This is a genomic window from Pseudomonas putida (assembly GCF_005080685.1).
Lineage (GTDB): Bacteria > Pseudomonadota > Gammaproteobacteria > Pseudomonadales > Pseudomonadaceae > Aquipseudomonas > Aquipseudomonas putida_V.
In genome coordinates, this window is the sequence record NZ_CP039371.1 from 2,471,163 (window position 1) to 2,489,181 (window position 18,019).

An 18,019-nucleotide genomic window follows, 5' to 3' on the forward strand; every position below is an offset into this window, starting at 1 on the left:
CGAATGGCACTCCAGGCTTAAAGCTCCGGGGTGTACTTCACACTGAACATCACGTTACGCGGATCGCCATAATAGTTGTTGTAGTCCACGGTGTTGTACGCCGACAGGTAGTACTTCTTGTCGAACAGGTTGTTCAGGTTCGCCGCCACGGTGATCTCGTCGCTGACCTTGTAGGCCACCCGCGCATCCCAGATCGCGTAGCCCGGCATATCGAAGACATGGTCGTAGGAAGTGGTACCCGTGACGGCAGTGGTACCCAGGCCAACCGAGGCCCGACTCCAGTTCCCCGGCAGGGTGTAGTCGGCCCACAGCTTGAACTGGTGCTTGGGCGTCCAGGTGCTGAAAACCTTGTCCTTGTACGTGTCATCCTCAAGGTAGCGGGTGGTGTTGTAGACATAGCCCGCCATCACTTGCAGGCCGCTAAGCAATTCACCACTGACCTGGGCTTCCAACCCCTGGCTGCGCACCTTGCCCGAGGCAGTGGAGCAATACCAGCCATCGCAGTCCATCGGCCCGTTGCGCTCCAGTACGGCGCGATTCTCCTGGTCGTAGCGGAACAGCGCGATGGACGTGTTCAGCGCGCCATCGAGCAACTCGCCCTTGAGACCCAGCTCGTAGTTGCTGCCCACGATCGGTTCGACCACCGAACCTGACGCCATGCGCGAGGTCTGGGGCTGGAACACGTCGGTGTAGCTGGCGTAGACCGACCATTGACGGTCCAACGCATACACCAGGCCGGCATAGGGCGAAACCTTGCCCGTACTTTTGGTAGTTGATTCGCTTGGCGCACTGCCGTCGAACCTCTCGGACGCATAGCTGTAGTCGTACCAACTGGTGCGTGCGCCCACGATCAGCTTCAGCGGCTCGGTCAGGTTGATCGACCAGCGCGAGTAGAAGCCTTTCTGCTCGATCCGGTATTGCGGCGTTTCGCCCCTGCCTCGGCTGGCCAGGTCATAGATGTTGGGCATCGGCCGATGGTGGTCCACTGCCGAGGAATCGGCGCCGAAGGTGGGCGCGCGGGCCCAGCGGTCGTCGGTGTCGATGCGTGAATAGTTGGCGCCCAGGAGGAAGCTCTGCTCGAAGCCAAGGCCGGTGAACACGCCGTCCAGGTAGACGTCCAGCCCCTTGCTATGGGTCGTGAAGTCGGTGGCCCAGTCGATGTAGGTATTGTCGGTCGAACCGTTGACCGGTAGTGCATCCCACAATGCCTGATAGGTCGCACCGTTGTGCTCGCTCAGGTACACGCCTGGCCGTCGGCGGTGCGGCTCAGCCTGAGCGCGCTGCCATTGATCAGCTGGCGCAGCGCCTGCTCGACGCTCGATTGCTGGTGCAGTGCTGGGGCCTGCACGGCCTGGGCAGCATCGGTGTTGAACAAAACGCGGCTACCGGTCTGACGAGCCAAAGCGTTGAGCGACTGGTCCAGCGGCTGGGCCGGCAGGTCGATACGGTACAGCAATGTTTCAGCCTGCAGAGGACCGGCGAGCAGGATGCTTAGGGTCGCCAGGAGCGACGACTGGCGCAGAGGGTAGGCAAAGCGGTTCATGGAGTCCCTATCGTAGCTGGTGAGAATGCGTTTCATAGGGATTGGCGTTTTGCCTGCATGAAACATTGATGTACCGCTGAGAAAAATTTCAGCGGCGCACAGCCACGCTCACACTGTCATCTTGCTCACGGTGCACGAGCACTGGTGCGAGCAGCGGCAGGCTGTCGATGAGTTGCTCGATGTTGGCCGTGGGGAACTCGCCGCTCAGGCGATGCTGCGCGCTGTCGGCATCCTCCAACCGAATCGGCGCGACACGGTGGCGGCGCAGTTGCGCCACTACCACGTCCAAAGGCGTGCCGTCGAAATGGAACAGGTCTTGGCGCCACGCTTCGATCGCACCGGGCTTGCTGATCTCGACCGCACCCATGTGCTTTGAGGTCGCCTGCACCTGTTGCCGGGCGGTCAAGGTCTGGCGAGTCCCGCTGTTTTGCACCTCCACCTCACCTTCAAGCACTGCCACGCGTACGCCGACCCGATCGCTGCGTACATCGAACACTGTGCCGATGTCGCGCACCGTCACGCCTTGGCTACGCACGATGAACGGTTTGGGTTGATGCGCCACGCTGAACAGGGCTTCACCCTCGAGCAGTTCGAATTGGCGGCTACGCAGGTGGTATTCCTGGCGCAGAACGCTGCCTGCGTCCAATTCGATGACGCTGCCATCGTCCAGCCGGAGCACTTCGCGGCCGTGGCTGGCGACCTGAACCTCCCGGTAGCCCAGGCTCGGGTCGGCCAGCCAGAAGCAGCCAGCGAGTATCAGCACCAGTGCGGTGCCGGCGGCTTTACGTTTACGGCTGGCCTGGCGGGCAGTTTGCGCCTTGGCTTCTGCCAGAAGCGCCTCGCGGCTTGGCACCCGTTTGCGCAGCGCTTCGGCGTAGGGCTCCAGGGCCTCGTCGGCGGGGGGCGAGATTGCATCGATCAGGCCTCCGGTAGCCAGCGCAGGGCAAGGGTGCGCATGGCCCGCATGAAATGCTGAGCGACCATGTTTACCGAAATATCCAGCTCCACGGCGATCTCCTGCTGAGGCATGCCATGGATGCGATGCAGCAGGAAGATCTGCCGCTGGCGTGCCGGCAACGAATCGATAACGGCGAGCAGCGCGCGCAAGCGTTGCTCGAACTCCAACGCGATGGCGCCGTCGAGGTCATCGCGGTACTGCTCGGCCAACGGGATCTGCGTTTGTACGTACTGGATCCGGGTACTCTCGGCGCGGCGGCGGTCGATTGCCCGGTTCAGCGTGGCGCGGCGCAAGAAGGCGATCGGCACGCTGATTGCCTTGAGTGGCGGCTTTTCCAACAACTGCAGGCAAACGTCATGCACGACGTCGCGGGCAAAGTGCTGGTTCGAGAAACGCCGGCGAATATGTTCGACTAAATCGTCATAGTGCAAGGCCAGAGCTTGCAGCAGATCGTTGTCGGTCGAAGGCATGACGCCGTCTCAATTGATAGTGAGTCTCATTTATAACATGGCGGATCGAGGGTTGCCAATTCGTCATTCCTTGCGCTCATGGCGCCCCCCAGCAAACCAGAGCAATGGGCGGCAGTCTACTCAATTCGGACGTTTCAACCCGAACCAGGACGCCCTATAGGTAGACCACCAATCCCGGCCCCTGCCAATCCGAGCGCAGCATGAGCGATATCCTCACCCAGCAAACCGCAGGCGTACTCGTCGTCACCTTCAACCGCCCAGCCCGCAAGAACGCCTTCACCACACCGATGTACCAGGCGTTCGCCGATACACTGCGCCACGCCGCGCAAGACAACGCCATCCACGCCGTACTGCTGCAAGGCAGCAGTTCGGCGTTCTGCGCAGGCAACGACCTCGGCGACTTCATCGAACACCCACCGCTGGAGCTGCAAGCCCCGGTCTGGCAGTGCCTGCATGCCCTGAACGATTTTCCCAAGCCGTTGGTGGCGGCAGTCAGCGGCGTGGCAGTGGGCATCGGCACCACCATGCTGTTGCATTGTGACCTGGTCTATGCGGCGAGCGACGCACGGTTCAGCCTGCCTTTCGTCAACCTCGGCGTGTGCCCCGAAGGCGCGTCGAGCCTGCTGCTGCCCAGGCTGCTGGGTTACCAGGTTGCGGCGCAAACGTTGCTGCTCGGCGAGGCGTTCGATGCTGAATTCGCCCTGCGGGCAGGGCTGGTCAACCGCCTGTTGCCTGCGGACGAGGTGCAGGCCTGGGCGTTGGACCAGGCGCAGAAGGTCGCGAAGCAACCTTCTGCTGCCGTCATCCAGACCAAGCGCCTGCTCAAGATGGGTGTATATGCCGAGGCCAGCGCTCGTATCGACGCCGAGGCACAGGCTTTTGCCACGCTGTTGCAGGAAGAAGCGGCGCAAACCGCCATCGCCGCCTTCGCCAGCCGCGCGCGCTGAGCGCCGGCTCACTCCACGGGCAAGGCCGTCTGACGAGCTTGCCCGGTGACGTGCAGCGAGGTGCGCAACAACAGCAACACCGCACCGAGTACCGGCAGGCTGACCAGCAGCAATGCGTAGCGCAGCGATTGCAGGCCGAACAGTGGCTGCAGCAGGTCGCTGAGCAAGCCGGTGAGCAACGGGCCGATGCCCACGCCCAGCAGGGTACTGACGATGGTCTGCAAGGCCATCGCCGTGCCGCGCCGCTGTGGCGCCACCAGTTGCGTCACCAGGTTGTACGAAGGCGCCACCCACCACACGGCGAAGAAGCTGTACAACGCGCACCAGAGCATGGCCACCGGCACCGGCAGGGCACCCAGGTGCAGCAGCAAGTCGCTGGGCCACAACAGGTAGGTGGCCAGGGCCGAGATCGCTGCCAGGTGGCCCAGAATCGGCAATGACAGTTGCCAATGAGCGGCGCGGCGGCCAAGACGATCGCTCAACCAGCCGCTGAACAGCCCGCCGACCCCAGCGGCGCCGCCGCAAACCACCCCGGCGAGAATGCCGGCGTCCTGCAGCGACAGGCCATGGGAGCGGACCAGGAAACTGGTATTCCACATGGCCACGGCATAGGAACCGAGGGTGGTCAGCCCACCCGCGAGAATCAGCCAGCGGTAGGGTTGCAGCGCCCAGAGCGCTCTGGCTTCGGCGGCTAGGCCAAGGCGCATCGCAGGTACCGAGTGCGGGCTCAGGTCCCAGCGACCGCGTTTTGGCTCGCGCACCAGCAGCCCGAGAATGGCGGCGAAGGCGAGGGCGGGCAGGCCCAGCGCGATGAACGCCGTGCGCCACCCATACTGTTCGACCACCCAGGCGCCGATGCTCAAGCCAATGATCGACGAAAACGTGGGCGCGGCGGTGAAGCAGCTGATGGCGAACGAACGTCGGTGCGGTGGATACAGGTCGGCGATCAGCGACAGCGACGCCGAGGTGGTCGGCGCCTCGCTCACCGCCACCAGCATGCGCGCCATCGCCAGCACCAGGAAGCTGCCGGCCAGCCCACAGCTCATGGTCGCCAGCGCCCATAGCAGGCAAGCCACGCCCAGCAGGCGTACCCGGGGCAGGCGGTCGACCAGGCGGCCGGCGGGCAGGCCAAGCAGCGCATAGACAGCGGCGAAGGCCAGGCCGGAAATCAGCCCCAGGGCGCTGTCGCCAACGCCGAACTCGGCCTTGATCGGCTCGAACATCACCGCCAGGATCTGCCGGCCCACGAAGTTGTCGGCGAACACTGCAGCCAGCAGCATCAACAAGCCATGGCTGCGCCAGCCGACAGCGGTGCTCGGCAAGCCAGGCGCGGCGCTGTTCATCGTGGTGCCCACAGGTCCGGCAGGCCTGGGTCGCTGACCACGATCAGGCGTTTGAGCAGCACCTTGAGTGCCTGGGCATCGGCCTCGCCCAGCTTGCCGATGAGGTCTTCTTCCACCACCTTGGCCAAGGCCACCTGCTGCAAGGAAAGCTCGCGACCGTTGGCGGTCAGCACGAAGCGCAGGTGCGTGCCGGCGCCTTCGATGGCCACCAGGCCCTGGCGCTCGAGGAAGCGCATGCCGGCCAGGGTGACCACGTGGCCGGTGTAGCTGACGAAGGTGTTGAGCTCGTCGAGGGTGAGGCTGTCGCGGATCGACAGCACCGCCAACACGAAGAACGCCTGTTCATCCAGCTGCTGGTTGCTGAGCAACTGGCGCAGCAGGTTGAGCACCTGGTAGTGGCCGCGGCCCACCAGGTAGCCGAGCAGGTCTTCGGTGTAGCTGCACTCCGGTGGCGGTGGCGTGGTGGCCAGGCGCAGTTCGCTGCGCGGTTTGCGTGTGGCCAGGGCGTACTGGCCGCTCTGGAAGGCCAGCGGCGCGCGGTCGCTGTGGTCGAACGCCAGCACCTCGCCGACGAAGATCACATGGTCGCCGCCTTCGTACTGAAAGGCGGTGCGACATTGGAAGCGGGCGGTGCAGTCCTGCAGCAGCGGTGCATCGCTGATGCCGTTGTCGAGCTCGATTTCGGCGAACTTGTCTTCGCCCTGGGTGGCGAAGCGGCCGGACAGTTTCTCCTGCTCTATCGACAACACGTGCACGTTCCAGTGCTTGCCGCTGCTGAACGCCGGCAGGCTGCGCGCTTGCTTGGACAGGCTCCACAGCACCAGCGGCGGGTTCAGCGATACCGAGTTGAAACTGTTGGCGGTAATCCCCACCGGTGAGCCGTCTTCGCCCTGGGACGTGATGATGGTGACGCCGGTGGTGAAGGTACCGAGTGCGGCGCGGAAGGCCTGGGGGTCGAAACCGATCTGTTGCGTTGTCATGGCTGGCCTCATGCGGATGGCTTTTTCGTGGCGCCAGTATTGGCCGCCAGGCCTTGCCAGGCATCGTCTCAACGGACTAACGCTCTTGCTCGATTCTGGTCCGATTGGACGAGGCGCGAGGCGCGCTGTCATGGCTAGTGTGGCGCCATGCGCATCGGGCGCAATCCACAGCCAAAGGAGACACGCATGCCACCCGTTCCGACATCGGTCCAGGCGCTCGGCGCCCTGTTGTCGCGGCAGAAAAGCGCCTTCGTCGCCGAAGGTGCGGTCACTGCCGAACGCCGTCGCCAGCGCCTGCAGCAGGTGATCGACCTGTTGGTGACGCATCATCAGCGCCTGACCCAGGCCATCGACGAAGACTTCGGCGGTCGGCCAGCCGGTTTCACCTTGATGAACGATGTGCTCGGCGCCCTGGCCAGCCTCAAGCACGCCAGGGACAATTTGCCTCAGTGGATGGCGGATGAGCCTCGGCCACCGTTCGCGCCGTACGACCAGTTGGGCGCCAAGGCCTGGATTCGCTACCAACCCAAGGGTTCGGTGGGCATCATCGGCACCTGGAACGCCCCGTTGTACACCTTGTTCAGCCCGCTGGCGTCGGCCCTGGCGGCCGGCAATCGGGCCATCCTCAAACCCTCCGAGGTGTTGCCACGCACCGCTGCGCTGGTCGCCGAACTGTGCGCCGCCCACCTGGACCCGCTGGAGGTCGCCGTGGTGACCGGAGGGCCGGACCTGGCCGATGCCTTCACCGCCCAGCCGTTCGACCACCTGGTGTTCACCGGGAGCACGGCGGTGGGGCGCCTGGTGATGGGCAACGCCGCGCAGAACCTGGTGCCGGTCACCCTGGAGCTGGGCGGCAAGTCGCCGGTGATCGTGTCGGCCACTGCGGATCTGGCCAAGGCGGCGTTCAGCATCGCTGTGGCCAAGGCCAGCAACGCCGGGCAGATCTGCATCAATCCGGACCTGGTCCACGTGCCTCGAGCCGATCTGGAAACCTTCATCGCCGAGCTGCGCAACGCCTACGGCGCGCTCAATCCGACCGTGGCAGGCAACCCGGACGTGGTCGCCGTGGTCAACGCCCGCCACCTGGCGCGGGTCGAGGCGCTGGTGGGCGACGCTCGGCAACGGGGGGCGCGCATCGAGTCGATGCCCGAGGCGCTCCCCGGTGTGGGTGACGACCGTCGGCGGCCACTACAGGTGGTGGTCAACCCACCCGAGCAGGCGCAGATCATGCACGAAGAGATCTTCGGGCCGGCGCTGGTGGTGCTGGCCTATGACGCACTGGACGACGTCATCGCCCAGGTCAACGCCGGGCCTCGTCCTTTGGCCCTCTACTACTTCGGCAAAGATCCGCAGGAGCAGCAGCGGGTGCTCGATCACACCCTTTCCGGTGGCGTGACGCTCAACGACGTGATGATGCATGCCGCGCTGCATGACGCACCGTTCGGGGGTGTCGGCGCCTCGGGCATGGGGCATTATCACGGCCGCGAGGGCTTTCTTGAATTCAGCCACCTGCGTAGCGTGTTCCAGGCCCCGGCGCACGATCCGCGCCGCGAGTGGGGGCTGTTGCCGCCCTATGGCGAGCATTACCTCGCCGCCATGCTGGCCCAGGTCACCGCCGACTGATGCGTAACCACAACAATGAAGAACAGGACGCCATGAGTACCCAGACGAAAGATCCGCAATCCACCGCGAGCACCCATCCGGCCCCCTGGTCCCGACGCAGCGTGCTCAAGGCCGGCGCCGTCGGCGTCGGCGCCGGCCTGCTGGGGCGGTTTGCCGACGCTGCCAGCGGCGGCCTGTCGGGCGCCGACTATCAAGGCCTGGATGCCTGGGCCATGGCCGAGGCGGTACGTGCCGGCAGCCTCAGTGGCGAAGAGCTGCTGGCCGCTGCGTTGGCCCGGCATGGCGCAGTCAACCCGAAGGTCGGTGCGGTGAACATGTTGCACGAAGAGTACGCACGGGCCTTGCTGGCCCGCCGGCGCAGCGCTGGTGACAGCGCCAAGGGCGCGCTGGCAGGGGTGCCGCTGCTGCTCAAGGACCTCAACACCTACCTGCAAGGCACGCCCACCAGCAATGGTTGCCGGTTGTTCCGCGATGCGCCGCCGGCCAGTGTCACCAGCACCTTGATCGCGCGCTACGAACAGGCCGGCGCGGTGCCGTTCGGCAAGACCACCTGCCCGGAGTTCGGCCTGACCACCACCACCGAATCGCTGCTCTGGGGCCAGACCCACAACCCCTGGAACCTGGCCATGAGCGCCGGTGGCTCATCGGGTGGTGCCGCCGCCGCGGTGGCAGCCGGCATCGTGCCGGTGGCGCATGCTACCGACGGCGGCGGCTCGATCCGCATTCCGGCGTCTTACTGCGGCCTGGTCGGGCTCAAGCCCAGTCGCTATCGCACCCCGAGTGGCCCGCTGCACTACGAGGGCTGGTTCGGCGCCAGCGTCGGCAACGTGGTATCGCGCACGCTGCGCGACACGGCGCTGTTCCTCGACGCGGGGCAGGGCCACGAGGCCGGCAGTGCCTACTGGAGCGCACCCTTGGAGCGTCCTTATGTGGACGAGCTGCAGCGTGCCCCGGGCAAACTGCGGGTGGCCGTGGTGCGCCAATCGCTGACCGGCGCGCCACTGGATGCGGCGGTTGCTGCCACCCTGGAGCAGACCATCAAGCAGTTGCTCGGCCTGGGCCATGAGATCGAAGAGTTGCAACTGAGCGTCGATCCACGTGAGTTGTTTGGCGCTCACGGCACGGTGATCGGCACCGCGCTGACCAGCCTGGTGCACGAGCGCGAGCAGGCGCTGGGGCGCAGTGCAGGCCCGGCTGATTTCGAGCAGGTCACCCAGGTGGTGCTCGAGCGGGCCCGCGCCACCAACGGCGAGGCAATGTACCGCGCCCGGCAGAGCTTCGAGCGCATCGGTGCGGCCATGGAGCAACCCTTCGCCCGTTTCGATGTGATCCTGTCGCCGGTCACCGCCAACCTCACCCCGGCACTTGGGCAGCTCAGCCTCGACCAGCCCTGGGACAGCTACGCCCAGCGGGCGATGGGCAGCGCCGGCTTCACCGTGTTGGCCAACGTCAGCGGCCAGCCGTCGATCTCGCTGCCGCTGGGCCACAGCGACAATGGCTTGCCAGTGGGCATGCTGTTCACCGCGCGCCTGGGGGGCGAGGACGTGTTGCTGCGCCTGGCCAGCCAACTCGAACAGGATCGTCCTTGGGCCGGGCGCCGCGCGCTGCTGTAGGCGCCGGGTCGAGGCGGGCGCCTAGTCCGCTTTGACGATGAGTGCCCGTCGACCAGCGCCGATCATGGGATGCACGCCGCCAGCCGTACCACCAGGGGGCTGGCGGCTTCTCCCTGACCTTAGCGAGTGGCACAACAACAATGACGGCTCAAGATCAGTCTCAAACCCAGTACGACGTGATTGTGGTCGGCTCGGGCGCCGGTGCGATGACCTCGGCGGTGTTTCTAGCCGACCAGGCCTTCAGCGTGCTGGTCCTGGAAAAGAGCGACAAGTTCGGCGGCACCTCGGCGATTTCCGGGGGCGGCATCTGGATCCCCAACAACCATTATTTCGCCCGCCAGGGCGGCAGGGACAGTGCCGAACAGGCGCGACGCTACCTCGATGCCGCGGCAGGCGACCAGGTCGACCCGGACCGCCTGCAGGCCTACCTGGACAACGCGCCCAAGATGATCGAGGCGCTCACCCGCTGCAGCCGTGTGCGCTACGCCGTGGCGGCGAAGTATCCGGATTACTACCCGCACTTGCCGGGCGCCTTGCCCGGCGGACGCACGCTTGACCCTGAGCTGTTCGACAGCAGCCTGCTCGGCGACGAGCTGGCCAACCTGCGCAAACCATCGCCCTCGACCCTGCTCATGGGCCGCATCGCCTGGACCGCACGCGATGCGCACAAGGCCATGGCCCGTAGCTTCGGCTGGCGCCTGCTGATCCTGCGGTTGATGCTGCGCTACAAGCTCGATTTCAAGTGGCGCCGCAAGAGCCGCTTCGACCGCCGCGCCGCCCTGGGCAGTTCGCTGGTGTGTTCACTGCGTCGCTCGTTGATGGATCGCAACGTGCCGCTGTGGCTGAACAGTGATTTTCGCGAACTGATCGTGCAAGAGGGTCGGGTCCGTGGTGTGCGCATCCATCGCGAGGGCCGCGACATCGACCTGCAAGCCCGCCATGGCGTCATCCTGGCCAGCGGTGGGTTCGAGCAGAACCAGGCCCTGCGTGAGCAGTACCTGCCCAAGCCAACCCGCATGGCCTGGAGTGCCACGCCACCTGGCAACAACACCGGCGCCGCGTTGCAGGCGGGCCTTGCCCAGGGCGCGGCTACCGCATTGATGGACTGGGCCTGGTGGGCCCCGACCATCGCCGTGCCGGGCGAGGACAAACCCCGTGGCATCTTCGCCGAGCGCGCCTTCCCCGGTGCGATCGTGGTCAACGCCCAGGGCCGGCGCTTCGTCAACGAAGCCGCGCCGTACCTGGAATTCGTCGACGCCATGCACCGTGACAATGCGCGCACTGGCGGCTCGGTGCCGGCCTGGGTGATCTTCGACGGGCATTTCCGTTTCAACTACGCCATGGGCCCGCTGATGCCGGCCCAGGTCATGCCCGATAGCCGCCTGCGCAAGGAGTGGCGCGACACCCTGTACTGGAAGGCCGATACCCTCGAAGCACTGGCCGGCAAGATCGGCGTCGATGCCCAGGGCCTGGCCAGTACCGTGGCCCAGGTCAACGACTATGCACGTACCGGCGTCGACCTGGATTTCGGCCGTGGCGGCAATGTCTTCGACCGCTACTACGGCGACTGCAACATCAAGCCCAACCCGTGCCTGGCGCCGCTGCGCAAGGGACCCTACTACGCCATGCGCCTGGACGCCGGCGACATCGGCACCAAGGGCGGCCTGCTGACCAATGCCCAGGCCCAGGTGTTGCGTGAGGACGGCACGACCATCGCCGGCCTGTACGCCATCGGCAACTGTTCGGCTTCGGTGATGGGCACCAGCTACCCCGGCGCCGGTGGAACCCTGGGCCCGGCCATGACGTTCGGCTACGTGGCAGCCAACCACCTCGCAGCGCAGCGCCAGGAGGTCGTATGAGCACCTCCGTCACGCCGATTCTCGACCCTTTGCAGGTCGATGACGCGGCTGCGCTGCAGTGGTCCGCACAGTGCGATGTGCTGGTCATCGGCTGGGGCGCCGCCGGTGCTTGCGCGGCGCTGCAAGCACGTGCCGAAGGCGCCGATGTGTTGATCGCCGACCGCTTCAACGGCGGTGGTGCCAGCGCCCGCAGCGGCGGGGTGGTGTATGCCGGTGGGGGTACCCGTCAGCAGCAGGCGGCGGGGTTCGCGGACACGCCCGAGGCGATGTTCGACTACCTTCGGCACGAGACCCAGGGCGTGGTCGGCGAGGACACGCTGCGGCGATTCTGCACTGACAGCGTCGCCAACCTGCAGTGGCTGGAAAGCCACGGCGCGCCTTTTGCCCATCAGATGCCGCCGGGCGGCAAGACCTCGTACCCGCCCGATGGTGCCTTTCTCTATTACTCAGGCAACGAACTGGTGCCGGCCTATGCCGGTGACCAGGCGCCGGCACCACGCGGCCACCGTACGGTTGGCAAGGGCCAGTGTGGCGCTGTGTTGTACAGCCATCTGCAGGCGGCCTGCCTGCGCGCCGGGGTGCGTCCCTTGCCGCAGTCGGCGGCCAGGCGCCTGGTGCTCGACCGCGATGGGCGGGTGATCGGCGCCGAGTTGTGGCGTCTGGCACCGGGTAGCAAGGTGGCACGCGAGCATGCACGCTTGGCGGCGCGTGCCGAGCGGTTGCAGAATTTCATGCCGGGTTACTGCGACCGCCTGCGTCGTCGGTTGAGCGTGCTTGAGCACGAGCACGCCAGGCCCTGGTTGGTGCGCGCCACGAAAGGCGTGGTGCTGAGTACCGGCGGCTTCATCTTCAACCGCGAGTTGATCAAGGCTCATGCGCCGGCCTTTCGCCGCAACTTCAAGGTCGGAACCACCGGTTGCGACGGCAGCGGCCTGCGCCTGGGGCTCAGTGTCGGTGCTGCCAGCGACCGCCTGCAGCGGGTATCGGCCTGGCGCTTCATCAACCCGCCCTACAGTTGGCACAAGGGCATCGTGGTCAACCGCGCCGGCGAGCGCTTCTGCAACGAAGAGGTGTATGGCGCCACCCTTGGCCAGCCGTTGATGGAAGAGCAGGGCGGTCAGGCCTGGCTGGTGCTCGACGCACCGCTGCGCAAGCGCGCCCTGCGCGAGGCGTTGTTCGGGGGTTACTGGTGGTTCCAGGCGTTGCCTGCGTTGGTGCTGATGCTGCTGGGCGCACGCAAGGGCAAGCACCTGCAGCAGTTGGCACGGGCCACCGGCATGCAGGAGCAGACCCTGCGCCAGGCGCTGTCGACCAACAATGCCGCAGCCAGAGGCCTGGCGCCTGATCCGTTGGGCAAGTCACCAGGCGGTCGCCAGGTGCTCGAGCAGGGGCCGTTCTACGCCTGCGACATTTCCGTGGGCAACCCGATTTTCCCGCTGGGGGCGTTGACCCTTGGAGGCCTGCGCGTGGATGAACGCACGGGTGCGGTGCTCGATCAGGCAGGCCAGGCCATCGCCGGGCTGTTCGCTGCCGGGCGCACGGCGCTGGGTATTCCTTCTCATCTTTACATCAGTGGCCTGTCGCTGGCCGACTGCGTGTTCTCCGGCCGTCGCGCCGGGGCCGCCGTGGTGCTCGGCGCACGTCTGAACTCGGATTGCGAGGTGGCGTCATGAACGAACGTAACGGGCGGGTGCAAGATAAGGTCGCGCTGGTCACGGGGGGCGCCAGGGGCATCGGTGCGGCGAGCGCACGGTTGCTGGTGGAGCAGGGCGCCCAGGTCTTGATCAGCGATATCGATGAGCAGGCTGGGGCGGCGCTGGCCGAAGCGCTCGGCCCGGCGGCCAGCTTCATTCAGCATGACGCCAGCGACGAATCGCAGTGGCAGCGGGTGATGATTATGGTCGCCGAGCGCCATGGTCGGCTGGATATCCTGCTCAACAATGCCGGCATGCTGCAGCCCGGCAACATCGAGGAGACATCGCTGGGCGATTGGGAACGGCTCATGCGGGTCAATGCGGCCAGCGTGTTCCTCGGCTGCCGAGCAGGCATCGCGCTGATGAAACAGCACGGTGGCTCGATCATCAACCTGTCGTCGGTGGCGGCCCTTGCCGGGCGCGACGATTACCTGGCCTACAGTGCCTCGAAGGGCGCGGTGGCAGCGCTGACCCGCTCGGTGGCGGCGTTCTGCCGGCGACGACGTTACCGCATACGTTGCAACTCGCTGCATCCAGATGGGGTGCTGACCGACATGACGCGCGGGGGCTTTCCCGAGGGGGTCGATCCTGCGCGCTTGACCATCGATAGCGATCCGATGAACCGCATGTGCCTGCCGGAGGATGTGGCGGCCAGCGTGTTGTACCTGGCCAGTGACGAGGCACGGGCGGTGAACGGGGTGGAGTTGCGGATCGACAGCGGGCAGTTGGTGATGTCGATCTGAAGGGGCACGGGCTGCGCCCATGATCGCCGGCAAGCCGGCCCTCATGACGAGGGCCGGCTGGTTTACATCCGCAACACATCCATCAAACCAACGCTTCCAGCTCCGGAACGGCTTCGAACAGATCGCCCACCAGCCCGTAGTCGGCGACCTGGAAGATCGGCGCCTCTTCGTCCTTGTTGATCGCAACGATCACTTTCGAGTCCTTCATGCCCGCCAGGTGCTGGATCGCGCCGGAGATACCGACGGCGATGTACAGCTGCGGGGCGACGATCTTGCCGGTCTGGCCGACCTGCATGTCGTTGGGCACGAAGCCTGCGTCGACTGCGGCGCGCGAGGCGCCGACGGCAGCGCCGAGCTTGTCGGCCAGGCTGTACAGGTGGCTGAAGTTGTCGCCGTTGCCCATGCCGCGGCCGCCGGAGACGACGATCTTGGCAGCGGTCAGCTCTGGGCGGTCCGACTTGGCCAGCTCTTCGCCGACGAAGGCCGAGATACCGGCGTCGTGAGCAGCGCCGACCGCTTCGACGGCAGCCGAGCCACCTTCGGCGGCCACGGCGTCGAAGCCGGTGGTGCGCACGGTGATGACCTTGACCGCAGCGCTCGATTGCACGGTGGCGATGGCGTTACCGGCATAGATCGGGCGCTTGAAGGTGTCGGCGGACTCGACCGAGATGATCTCGGAGATCTGGTCCACGTCCAGCAGCGCGGCAACGCGTGGCAGGATGTTCTTGCCATTGGTGGTGGCCGGGGCCAGCACGTGGCTGTAGCCCTTAGCCAGCTCGACGATCAGCGGCGCGACGTTTTCTGGCAGCACATGGGCGTAAGCCGCGTTATCGGCGACCAGCACCTTGGCCACGCCAGCGATCTTGGCAGCGGATTCGGCGACGCCGCCCACATTCTGGCCAGCGACCAGGACATGGATATCACCACCAATCTTGGCGGCAGCGGCGACGGTGTTCAGGGTGGCCGGGGCTACGGCACCGTTTTCGTATTCAGCGACAACCAGGATAGTCATTTAGATTACCTTCGCTTCGTTCTTCAGCTTCTCGACCAGTTCGGCCACCGACTTGACCTTGATGCCTGCGCTGCGAGCAGCCGGGGCTTCGACTTTCACGGTCTTGTTGGTGGAGGTCAACGATACGCCCAGCGCGTCCGGAGTTACGGTCTCCAGCGGCTTCTTCTTGGCCTTCATGATGTTCGGCAGCGACGCGTAGCGTGGCTCGTTCAGGCGCAGGTCGGTGGTGACGATGGCTGGCAGGTTCAGCGAAACGGTCTGCAGGCCGCCATCGATTTCACGGGTGACGTTGAGCTTGTCGCCAGCGACCTCGACCTTGGAGGCGAAGGTGCCCTGGGCGTAGCCGGTCAGCGCGGCCAGCATCTGGCCGGTCTGGTTGTTGTCACTGTCGATGGCCTGCTTGCCGAGGATCACCAGCTGCGGCTGCTCTTTGTCGACGACGGCCTTGAGCGCCTTGGCCACGGCCAGGGAGTTCAGCTCGTCAGCGGCTTCGACCAGGACGGCACGGTCGGCACCCAGGGCCAGGGCGGTGCGCAACTGCTCTTGGACAGCAACTGGACCGACGCAGACCACCACGACCTCGCTGGCGATACCTTGCTCCTTCAGGCGCACGGCTTGTTCCACGGCGATTTCGCAGAAGGGATTCATGGACATCTTGACGTTGGCAAGGTCGACGCCGGAGTTATCCGCCTTGACCCTAACCTTGACGTTGTAATCGACCACTCGCTTGACGCTTACCAGTACCCTCATAGGTTCTCCAGTCGTTGAAATTACCGGTGTTAGGGTTGCCTGGTAGCGACGTTAACGCAGTGGGTGAGGGCGGGGATCGTCCGTTTCAACTAGCGCGGCGAAGGGCGCCTTGCGACGCCCTCATGGTTCAACCGCCGAGGGCAGATTTCACGCCACGGCAGCGGGCATTACCCCTCCGCATTCGCGTCGCAGGCTCGCCAGCGGCACCGCCACCAGCATCAGCGTCAATATCACCGTCACGCCAATGCCCCAGGCTGCGAGGGTGAAACCGCCCAGCGAGATCAGCCCACCGGAGATCGCCGGCCCCGCGGCCAGACCCAGGCTCAGGAAGCTGCCTGCGGCCGCTACCACCCGCCCTTCGCGGTCCAGCGCTGCAGCCAGGCCCGTCAGGTAGCTCAAGGCATAGAAGTAGGTCACGCAGATGGTCATCACGCCAGCGGTGTACAGGGTCTTGGAATGCTCGCCCAGCACGTAGCTGAGGCTGGTCGCGCCGGTCAGCAGGATCGCCAGGATCACCGGCGTGCTCATGCCGAAGCGCTTGCCGACCATGGCGGCGATCAGCGGGCCGATCAGCCCGACCACCGACTGGAACGACAGCAGCACACCCAATTCATCGCCGCTGTAGCCGACCATGGTGCCGATACGCTCGACGAACGCCCAGCCCATGGTGTCACGGGCCTGGAAGACGAACATCGCAAGCATCATGCAGATGGCTGGCAAGCTCAGCAGGACATTGCCCGCGCCCCTTTGCCCGCTGCTGGGAACTGCAGCCGCAGAGGCGACCACGCCATGTTGCGCCATCGCCGCAATGGCCAGCAGCATCACTGCCATGGTCGCGGCCATCGCGTAGTACAGACCCGGCAGGCCATACAACGCCATGACCTTGGCATAGCCAAGCATCACCACGATCATCAGCACCACCGACAGCACGTTCATGTGCCCGGCAACGCGGTCGGGGTGTTTCGCGCTGGCCACTGCGGCATTGCCACAGGCCAGCGCGAGGCCTGCGCCGATGCCCGCTACGCAGCGTACCGCGGCCAGGCCGTAGAGGCTGTCGATGCTGGCGCTGACCAGGTTGGCCGCGATCGCCAGCAGGGTGCCGACGATGGCCAGGGTGCGCCGAGGTGCGCGACCCATGAACGGTGCGACCAGCAGCGACGCGAGCATGGTGAAACCGAACTCCGCCGACATCAGCAGCCCGGCCTGGGCTTCGTTCAACTGCAGGTCGTGGATGATGGCGCTGATCAGGAACGGCAAGGCCCACAGGCCGAGCAAGCCGACGCCGTAGGCCGACCCTGCCGCGGAAAAGACCAGGCTCCAGCTTTCGGGCAAGCAACTCTTTATTGTTTTCATTGAATGATCCCGGGATGGCAAGCACATCGTTGGGTAGGCGTGCGCCGGCCATCGGCGCACGCAAGGCGGGTATTACTGTTGGCTTTCGTCGACCGGGGTGCCGTCGTCGTACTGCGACAGCCAGGTGACCATGGCATCGCGGTAGCGGGTGAAGCCCTTGTAGTCCACCAGCTCCTGGTCCAGATCACGGATGACCCGGTGCATGCGTTTGGCCCACTGCGGCGCGAATTCCGCCAGTTGCTTGAGGCTGACCAGGTAGGTACGCACCGGGAACAGTACGGCATTGCTGCGGGGCAGGCGGTGCAGAGGCTGCAGCTCGATGCGCAGGTTGACCAGCTCGCCGGCGTTTTGCGCCGTCACGATCGTGCGCTCCGGTGCCCAGTCCGGCAGGGTCTCGGCCGAGGTCTCAAGGCGCGGATTGACGGTGATCGACCAGTTGGTGCGGCGTACCGGGTGGCCAGGGCGCAAGCGCAGGAGGAACTTCAGCGCGCGTTGCAGGATACCCATTTCATGCAGCTTGGGCACCGGGCCGTGGAACTCCATGAAGCTCATGCCAAGGTTGAAGCGCAACGAATAGTCGGCACGCTGGGTGGCCATGCCGGCGCCCATCACCAGTGTCTCGTCGCGCTCTTCGAGCAGGATGAACTCGCCTTGGGCCTGGCGGGTGATGTACTCCATCGGGTCCATCGGCAGGGTTGTGGCATCACCGAAGGTAAAGGTGTCGTCGATTTGCAGCGGGCGGTTGATCCAATGCCACTGGCTGCCCTTCTTCTCCAGCGTGAAGTGCTCGGGGTAGTCGCGCGAATACGACTCCATCAGCAGCTCCAGCAGGTCCCACTGAGCCTCCATCATGTGCGGCAGGGCGGCGCAATGCACGCCAGGCTGGCTGTCGAGGGTGTGGGCGCGGTGGTGGCATTCGGAGATGTAGTGTTCATCGATGTCGAACTGCCCGCGCAGCGCACCGCTGCCGAACGGTACGTGCGGCTCGACGTTCATCGAGTACATGTACTGGTCTTCGGGGTAGGGGAAGGGCAGGCGCAGGACGGCCTCGCGGCTGTTGCTGTAGGTGTGTCCCTGGCCTTGGTCGGCGTAGGTCTCGATCGGCTTGAATACGGTCATCTTGTTGTTTTC

Annotated in this window: 16 protein-coding genes; 6 read left to right on the forward strand and 10 right to left on the reverse strand. The window is 65.5% G+C overall.

Features of this window, described 5'->3' with window-relative positions; translation table 11 throughout:
- Positions 1 to 17: 17 nt before the first annotated feature.
- The 4 genes from E6B08_RS11395 to E6B08_RS11410 form a co-directional block, all read right to left on the reverse strand.
- On the reverse strand, positions 18 to 1,244 hold the full coding sequence (locus tag E6B08_RS11395) for a TonB-dependent siderophore receptor (RefSeq protein ID WP_238349322.1): 1,227 nt from the start codon (positions 1,242 to 1,244) through the stop codon (positions 18 to 20).
- Positions 1,235 to 1,543, reverse strand: coding sequence for an STN domain-containing protein (locus tag E6B08_RS11400; protein ID WP_136914086.1), 309 nt, complete (start codon positions 1,541 to 1,543; stop codon positions 1,235 to 1,237). The genes E6B08_RS11395 and E6B08_RS11400 overlap by 10 nt, the downstream gene beginning before the upstream one ends.
- A gap of 88 nt (positions 1,544 to 1,631) precedes the next feature.
- Complete coding sequence (locus tag E6B08_RS11405) at positions 1,632 to 2,396, reverse strand: FecR family protein (protein WP_238349323.1); 765 nt, start codon at positions 2,394 to 2,396, stop codon at positions 1,632 to 1,634.
- Positions 2,397 to 2,461: 65 nt separating this feature from the next.
- Positions 2,462 to 2,971 (reverse strand): RNA polymerase sigma factor, encoded by a 510-nt coding sequence (locus E6B08_RS11410; RefSeq protein ID WP_192938649.1) that lies wholly within the window; start codon positions 2,969 to 2,971, stop codon positions 2,462 to 2,464.
- 200 nt (positions 2,972 to 3,171) lie between these two features.
- On the opposite strand from E6B08_RS11410, the gene E6B08_RS11415 reads away from it, so the two are divergent.
- Positions 3,172 to 3,918, forward strand: a complete 747-nt coding sequence (locus E6B08_RS11415; protein ID WP_136914088.1) for an enoyl-CoA hydratase — start codon at positions 3,172 to 3,174, stop codon at positions 3,916 to 3,918.
- 8 nt (positions 3,919 to 3,926) lie between these two features.
- Here E6B08_RS11415 and E6B08_RS11420 read toward each other — a convergent pair whose 3' ends face one another.
- Positions 3,927 to 5,261: an MFS transporter gene (locus E6B08_RS11420; protein ID WP_192938650.1), complete on the reverse strand. Its 1,335-nt coding sequence runs from the start codon at positions 5,259 to 5,261 to the stop codon at positions 3,927 to 3,929.
- The gene (locus E6B08_RS11425) at positions 5,258 to 6,241 is read right to left on the reverse strand and encodes a flavin reductase family protein (RefSeq protein WP_136914089.1); all 984 of its coding nucleotides are present in this window, start codon (positions 6,239 to 6,241) and stop codon (positions 5,258 to 5,260) included. Before E6B08_RS11425 ends, E6B08_RS11420 begins: the two co-directional genes overlap by 4 nt.
- Before the next feature lie 186 nt (positions 6,242 to 6,427).
- Between E6B08_RS11425 and E6B08_RS11430 the strand changes: the two genes are divergently transcribed.
- The 5 genes from E6B08_RS11430 to E6B08_RS11450 all read left to right on the forward strand — a co-directional run bounded on the left by E6B08_RS11430 (position 6,428) and on the right by E6B08_RS11450 (position 13,773).
- On the forward strand, positions 6,428 to 7,864 hold the full coding sequence (locus E6B08_RS11430; protein WP_136914090.1) for a coniferyl aldehyde dehydrogenase: 1,437 nt from the start codon (positions 6,428 to 6,430) through the stop codon (positions 7,862 to 7,864).
- A gap of 32 nt (positions 7,865 to 7,896) precedes the next feature.
- Positions 7,897 to 9,477: an amidase gene (locus E6B08_RS11435; protein ID WP_238349324.1), complete on the forward strand. Its 1,581-nt coding sequence runs from the start codon at positions 7,897 to 7,899 to the stop codon at positions 9,475 to 9,477.
- 140 nt (positions 9,478 to 9,617) lie between these two features.
- Entirely contained in the window at positions 9,618 to 11,336 is a 1,719-nt protein-coding gene (locus E6B08_RS11440) for an FAD-binding protein (protein WP_136914092.1), read from the forward strand.
- Entirely contained in the window at positions 11,333 to 13,009 is a 1,677-nt protein-coding gene (locus E6B08_RS11445) for an FAD-binding protein (protein WP_136914093.1), read from the forward strand. The genes E6B08_RS11440 and E6B08_RS11445 overlap by 4 nt, the downstream gene beginning before the upstream one ends.
- Entirely contained in the window at positions 13,006 to 13,773 is a 768-nt protein-coding gene (locus E6B08_RS11450) for an SDR family oxidoreductase (RefSeq protein WP_136914094.1), read from the forward strand. Before E6B08_RS11445 ends, E6B08_RS11450 begins: the two co-directional genes overlap by 4 nt.
- An 82-nt stretch (positions 13,774 to 13,855) precedes the next feature.
- Here the strand turns inward: E6B08_RS11450 and E6B08_RS11455 are convergent, their stop codons facing one another.
- The 4 genes from E6B08_RS11455 to E6B08_RS11470 all read right to left on the reverse strand — a co-directional run bounded on the left by E6B08_RS11455 (position 13,856) and on the right by E6B08_RS11470 (position 18,007).
- Positions 13,856 to 14,785: an electron transfer flavoprotein subunit alpha/FixB family protein gene (locus E6B08_RS11455; protein WP_136914095.1), complete on the reverse strand. Its 930-nt coding sequence runs from the start codon at positions 14,783 to 14,785 to the stop codon at positions 13,856 to 13,858.
- Entirely contained in the window at positions 14,786 to 15,535 is a 750-nt protein-coding gene (locus E6B08_RS11460) for an electron transfer flavoprotein subunit beta/FixA family protein (protein ID WP_136914096.1), read from the reverse strand. It lies immediately after the preceding gene.
- Positions 15,536 to 15,682: 147 nt separating this feature from the next.
- Positions 15,683 to 16,888 carry an MFS transporter gene (locus E6B08_RS11465; RefSeq protein WP_136914097.1) on the reverse strand — a complete coding sequence of 402 codons (1,206 nt, stop codon included), beginning with the start codon at positions 16,886 to 16,888 and terminating at the stop codon, positions 15,683 to 15,685.
- Between the two features lie 72 nt (positions 16,889 to 16,960).
- Entirely contained in the window at positions 16,961 to 18,007 is a 1,047-nt protein-coding gene (locus tag E6B08_RS11470; RefSeq protein WP_136914098.1) for a heme-dependent oxidative N-demethylase family protein, read from the reverse strand.
- Positions 18,008 to 18,019: the final 12 nt, after the last annotated feature.